Source organism: Streptomyces sp. NPDC058240, from assembly GCF_042882135.1.
Classification (GTDB): Bacteria; Actinomycetota; Actinomycetes; order Streptomycetales; family Streptomycetaceae; genus Streptomyces.
Map to the genome: position 1 here is coordinate 247,576 of NZ_JBHVWT010000002.1, position 6,236 is coordinate 253,811.

Consider the following 6,236-nt stretch of genomic DNA (forward strand, 5'->3'; position numbering starts at 1 on the left):
GCGGCCGTTTGATCCTCAGCGACCGAGTCGCCCTCGGACCATGCCGACCATGCCGTTGATCTCCTCGATCCGCATCCGCTTGGCGGCGACGAAAAAGACCCCCAGTAGAACGGCTCCCCCACAGATCAGCGCGGTGAGTGAACCGAAGGCGCCTTCACCGAGGCCCAGAAGAACGGCGAAGCCCACGCCGCCGCCGAGCACCGCTGCCGGGATCGCGGCCAGGCACAGCCGGGCGTAGGTGCGTACGACATGGGCACCGTCCAGATCTCCGCCCAGGCGGTTGCGCAGCCGTCGCCAGGCGATGCCCACGCCGACGGCGTAGGCGAGCCCGTACGAGGCGGCCATGCCCACCACTGCCCAGCGGGCGGGCAGAACCACGTAGCAGAGGGCCGAGGCTGCCGCGTTGACCGCGGCGACGATGACCGTGTTGTAGAAGGGCGTGCGGGTGTCTTCGTAGGCGTAGAAGCCGCGTAGCACGACGTACTGCACGGAGTACGGGATCAGGCCGAGACCGAAGGCCATGAGAATGAAGCCCATGGAGCGGGCGGCCTCGGTGCCCGCGGAGGCGTACAGGAGGGTGCACATCGGCAGGCCGAGTGCGAGGAAGGCGAAGGCCACCGGCACGATCGCGACGGCCGAGTTCCGCAGCCCCTGGGAGATGTCGTCACGGACGGCGCCCGGGTCGTCGTCGTGGGCGGCGCGGGAGATGCGGGGCAGCAGGGCGGCCATGACGGAGACGGTGATGATCGCCTGCGGCATGCCCCAGATGAGCTGGGCGTTGGAGTAGGCGAGGAAACCGGCGCCGTCCTTGCCGGACAGTTTGCCCGCCGAGGTCGCGAGCTGGGTGACGACGATCACACCTGCCTGGTTGGCCAGCACGAACAGGACGGTCCACTTGGCCAGCTTGACCGTCTTGCCGAGCCCGTGTCCCTTCCAGTCGAAGCGCGGGCGGAAACGGAAACCGGCCTCGCGCAGGTACGGGATCATGGCCAGGGCCTGTACGACCAGCCCGAGCAGCGTGCCGATGCCCAGGAGCCGGACGCCCTCCGGGGGAATGGTCTGGACGCCCATCTGGGACTCGGCGGACGTTCCGTAGACCCAGATGAACATGCCGAACGTGAAGATCATGACGATGTTGTTGAGGACCGGGGTCCACATCATCGCGCCGAACCTGCCGCGGGCGTTGAGGATCTGGCCCATTACGACGTGCACGCCCATGAAGAAGATGGTCGGCAGGCAGTAGCGGGCGAAGGTCACGGCGACGCTGTTGGCCGCCACGTCGTTGGCGATCGTCGGCGACATCACGTGGATCAGCCACGGAGCGGCGAAGACCGCGATCGCGACGATCACACCGAGCGCGACCATGACGAGAGTCAGCAGCCGGTTGGCGTAGGCCTCCCCGCCGTCCTCGTCGTCCTTCATGGAGCGTACGAGCTGGGGAACGAAGACCGAGTTCAGTCCGCCGCCCACGGTGAGGATGTAGATCATCGTCGGCAGTGCGGAGGCGATAGTGAAGCTGTCGCCGAGCAGTGCGGCACCGAGCGCGGCGGTGATCACGAGGCTGCGGACGAATCCGGTGAGGCGGGACACGAGCGTGCCGGCCGCCATCAGCGCGCTGGACTTCAGTATTCCGGAGGCCCGGCCGCCGGATTTGGGCGGAGCGGGTGCCGGAGCGGGCTCGGGTTCCGGAGGGACGGGGGCGGACCCTGCCGGGCCCTCCTGGTCCCGGAAGAGGTGCGCGAAGGCATCCGGCTGCTCGTCGTCCCGGGAAGCCTGGCTGACGAGGTCGTCCACCCCGACGAACTGGGTGGTCGCCGGATTGTCGCCGTACGGCAGGTGCCGCGACGGGCCACCGGGCTCGGGAGGCGGGGTCTGCGCCCAGATGCGCGGATCGGGCGGGTACTGGGCCGCGGCCGGCTGCTGGTAGAGCGGCTGGGGCTGCTGGTACGTGCCCGGGGGCGGCGGCGGGTGCGCGGCCCGGTCGTACAGGGCCTCGGTCACCGGGTCCTGTACCGACAGATCCTGGGCGCGGTAGGGATCGCGGTCGTAGGCGTCCTGCAGGTACGGATCGGGCGTCGGCGGAACCTGGCCAGGCCCCGGAGGCATCGGGGGCCCGCCGGAAGACCCGGCTCCGCCCGCACCCTGACCGCGGTCACCGTCGTACGGCGCGTTCATCGAAACCCCACCTCATCGTCCCCGGCCGACCGGCCACGACAGACATCGCTCAACGTTCCACTTTCTCACCCGAGCCCGACGGCTCCCCGCTTTCCGGACCGGTGTCCGGAGTCGGGTCACTCGGCTGCCCGGGTTCGCCGCCGTCGTCCCCGGTCGCGCCGCCCGCGTTGGCGCGCTTGCGATGGGTGTACATCCTGATGCCCGCGAGGACCAGGAGCAGCAGCCCGCCGGCGATGACCAGCAGCACGGTCGGGGTGAGCTCGGAGACCTTCACGGTGAAGGTCATCTCTCCGCCGTACGGCGTGCCGTCCTCCGTGTAGAGCTGCGCCGTCATCTGCACCTGGCCGTTGACGTTGGCCGCCGCGTCGAACTTCACGGACTGGCTGTGGCCGGCGCCGATCCGGATCGGCTGCTCCGCCACGGCCCCGCCGTCGTTGAGCTTGAGGCGTGTCGCGTTCTCCGACTTCAGTCGGAGGACGAGATGGTCCACGCCCTGCAACAGCCTGTTTTGCACGGTCACCGGGATCGTGGCGCTGCGGCCGGACAGGGTGACGTCCGACTTCGAGATGAGCTGGACCTCGTTGGTGAGGTCCTGCAGATAGGTGCGGACCGAGTCCCGGTACTGCTGGGCCTCCAGCGGCCTGCCACGCCACGACATCGACATGGACCGGTTGAGCGCGTTGCCGAAGGGGGTCACCACCCGCTCGGGCTGGGTGAGGATGACCTGGAAGTTGTTCAGCGAGGCCTGGGTGGACTTGATGTCCTGGAAGGCCTGGGTGGGCAGCTCCTGGCTGCGGAGCTTCCTCGGGTACTGGGAGGCCCCGGGGACGCTGGTCGTCGCGTCCGCGTCGGGCTTCGCACCGGCCGCTTCCACCAGCCCGAGGGGCTGTGTCCAGCGCTCGTCGTCGAGTCCGTGCAGGGCACGGGCCATCGACTGGGCCTGGGCCACGGTGGGCATCCGCTGCGGTGCGACGACGATGCTGCGCTCCGCGTCCGTGTCCTGTTCGGTCAGAGCGAGAGTCAGAGCGAGGAACTTCTGCACGGCGAGGGTGGAGTTCCCCGCCTTCGACATATCGCCCTGGAAGGCCGTGGAGAGCCGGGCATCGGCGACCACCGCGGTGGTGCCGCCGCCGATCGGCCGGGCAGCGGTCGGCGTGTACGGGAGACCGCCGGTCTCCTGGAGGCTGTCGCTGCGGGCGATCACCTTGTGGGCCCCGGCCGAGGTGGCGACATCGACGACCGACGGGTCGATCGCCCCGTCGACGGGCCACGCGAAGTCGGTCGACGGCTTCACATGGAGGATGGTCTGTACCGTCGTCCCGGCCACTTCGGTGGCGGTCTGCAGATGGCTGAGGGTGCCGGAGACGTTCTTGCCACGGTGTGCGATGGACGCCAGATCGGGATCGGCGAACGGCAGTGCGACGACCTTCCCGTCCGACACCGCGGCCTCGAGCGAGGTGAGCCACTGCTTGGCAACGGCCTGGTTCGTCCCGGCGACGGTGGTGTCGCCGGACTTGACGCGGTAGCTCCCCGTCATCGCGTCGACACTGGCCAGCAGATCCGGGTCGATCACCCAGGTCACCGGCAGTTGGCTGCCCAGCGAGACCAGCTGTTCGAGCCGTCCGCCCGGAGCCAGCTCGGCGGCCAGGTTGTCGTCCGCGAACACGGGCGTCTGCTGATCGTCGGTGCCGGTTTCGGCTGTCACATGGGCCGATGCGATGAGCGGCCAGAGATAGGTGACCTTCGTCCTGGAGTCACGCTCCTCTTCCTGCCAGGGCAGGAAGGTGCGCTCGATCCCCAGCACCTGGGGGTACGGGGCCCGGGAGGTCTGCCCCGACAGCGAGACACCGAGCTGGTAGACGCCGTCGTCGCCGAGCTCCAGCTTGTCGACCGGGACGGACAGCGTGAAGTCCTGGCTGATCCCGGAAGGGAGTTTCGCGACCTTCACGGTGTACTTGCCGCCGAGTGGGGCGGGGTCGCTGCCGAGCACGTACCCGGTGCGTCTGGCAGCGGTGTCGATCTCCGTCCTGCTGCGGAGCTTCGGGCCCACCCGAAGGTCGACCGTGGCCCCCGTGATCGTGTTCTTGCCCCTGTTGGTCAGGGTGCCGGAGACGGTCAGGGTGTCCCCCTTGACCGGCGCGCTCGGAGCCAGGGTGCTCAGGGACACGTCGACCGTTTCGGACCCGGTGGGGGCCTTGCCGGTCCCGCCGGCCTGCGCCGCGGGTGCGGTCGGGCCGGCCAGCAGAGCTGCGACGAGCGGCGCCCCGATGATCAGGGCGGCTGTGCGCCGCAGCCACCGGCGGGCAGGAGAGGGACCGATCCCCTGAATGTCTGCCGGCTCGGCCACGCGCTTACCCGTCCCTCGTCGTCGTCAGCTGGTGTCGATGGTTGTCGGTTGTTGCGTCCACGCATGGTAACGATGTGCGCGGGTGCCAAGTGCTGGGGAGTTCGCTACATGATCGGAAGAGTCTTGCAGGGCGGGACGAAACCAGGGCGACCGGGCCGGTCCGGGCACGTACCCTTTTCTGTTGTGTCGAACGCCAATGAAGACAGCTCCCGTGCCCTGACCCAGGTGCAGCACCGTGCAGTCAGCGAACTGCTGCGGGTGTCCCCGGTCGCCGACGACCTTGCTCGCCGTTTCCAGGACGCCGGGTTCAGTCTCGCCCTGGTCGGAGGCTCGGTCCGGGACGCGCTTCTCGGCAGGCTCGGGAACGACCTGGACTTCACGACGGACGCCCGCCCCGAGGCCGTACTGAAGATCGTCCGGCCCTGGGCCGACTCGGTGTGGGAGGTCGGGATCGCCTTCGGCACCGTGGGCGCCCAGAAGGACGGCTACCAGATCGAGGTCACCACATACAGGTCGGAGGCGTACGACAGGACCTCGCGCAAGCCCGAGGTGTCCTACGGCGACTCCATCGAGGAAGACCTCGTCCGCCGTGACTTCACGGTCAACGCGATGGCCGTCGCACTTCCGCAGAAGGAATTCATCGATCCGCACGGTGGTCTTGAGGACCTGGCGGAGCGCGTTCTGCGTACCCCCGGAACACCCGAGGAGTCGTTCTCCGACGATCCGCTGCGCATGCTGCGTGCTGCCCGCTTCGCGGCTCAGCTGGACTTCGATGTCGCCCCCGATGTGGTCACCGCGATGACGGAGATGGCCGGGCGGATCGAGATCGTCTCCGCCGAGCGGGTCAGGGAGGAGCTCAACAAGCTGCTGCTCTCCACCCACCCCCGCAAGGGGCTGGCGCTGCTCGTCGACACGGGGCTGGCGCAGCAGGTGCTGCCGGAGCTTCCCGCGCTGCGTCTGGAAAGTGACGAGCATCACCGTCACAAGGACGTCTACGAGCATTCGCTGACCGTCCTGGAGCAGGCGATCGACCTGGAGGAGGACGGTCCTGATCTGGTTCTGCGCCTTGCCGCCCTCCTCCATGACATCGGCAAGCCGAGGACGCGACGCTTCGAGAAGGACGGGCGCGTCTCGTTCCACCACCATGAGGTGGTGGGCGCCAAGATGGTCAAGAAGCGGATGACCGAGCTCAAGTACTCCAACGACATGGTCAAGGACGTCTCGAAGCTGGTGGAGCTTCATCTGCGCTTCCACGGCTACGGCGACGGCGAGTGGACGGACTCCGCGGTCCGTCGGTATGTACGCGACGCCGGCCCCCTGCTGGAGCGGCTGCACAAGCTGACCCGCTCGGACTGCACTACGCGGAACAAGCGCAAGGCCGCCGCCCTCTCCCGGACCTATGACGGGCTGGAGGAGCGCATCGCGCAGTTGCAGGAGCAGGAGGAGCTGGATGCCATCCGCCCTGACCTGGACGGCAACGAGATCATGAAGACCCTGGGCGTCGGTCCCGGGCCGGTCATCGGCAAGGCGTACGCGTTCCTGCTGGAGCTGCGCCTTGAGCACGGCCCGATGGAGCACGCCAGGGCGGTCGAGAAGCTCAAGGAGTGGTGGGCCGCGCAGGGCTGAGGCTGCTGGAGGCCCGGCCAGGTCTGCCGGCAGGGGGGGGAGGGCGTGTGTCGTTATGGAAAAGCGAAAGCGTTGCCTTCCCCCCCCC

The 6,236-nt window shown here is 68.6% G+C and carries 3 protein-coding genes; 1 reads left to right on the forward strand and 2 read right to left on the reverse strand.

What is annotated here, in order from left to right; genetic code table 11:
• Nucleotides 1-15: 15 nt before the first annotated feature.
• A complete protein-coding gene (gene murJ / locus ACFVX4_RS06385) occupies nt 16-2,175 on the reverse strand; it encodes a murein biosynthesis integral membrane protein MurJ (RefSeq protein WP_389972507.1) in 2,160 nt (719 codons plus the stop codon).
• Nucleotides 2,176-2,224: 49 nt separating this feature from the next.
• Nucleotides 2,225-4,522, reverse strand: a complete 2,298-nt coding sequence (locus ACFVX4_RS06390; RefSeq protein ID WP_389972509.1) for a DUF6049 family protein — start codon at nt 4,520-4,522, stop codon at nt 2,225-2,227.
• Between the two features lie 183 nt (nt 4,523-4,705).
• On the opposite strand from ACFVX4_RS06390, the gene ACFVX4_RS06395 reads away from it, so the two are divergent.
• Nucleotides 4,706-6,148: a CCA tRNA nucleotidyltransferase gene (locus tag ACFVX4_RS06395; RefSeq protein ID WP_389972511.1), complete on the forward strand. Its 1,443-nt coding sequence runs from the start codon at nt 4,706-4,708 to the stop codon at nt 6,146-6,148.
• The last annotated feature ends 88 nt before the right edge of the window (nt 6,149-6,236 follow it).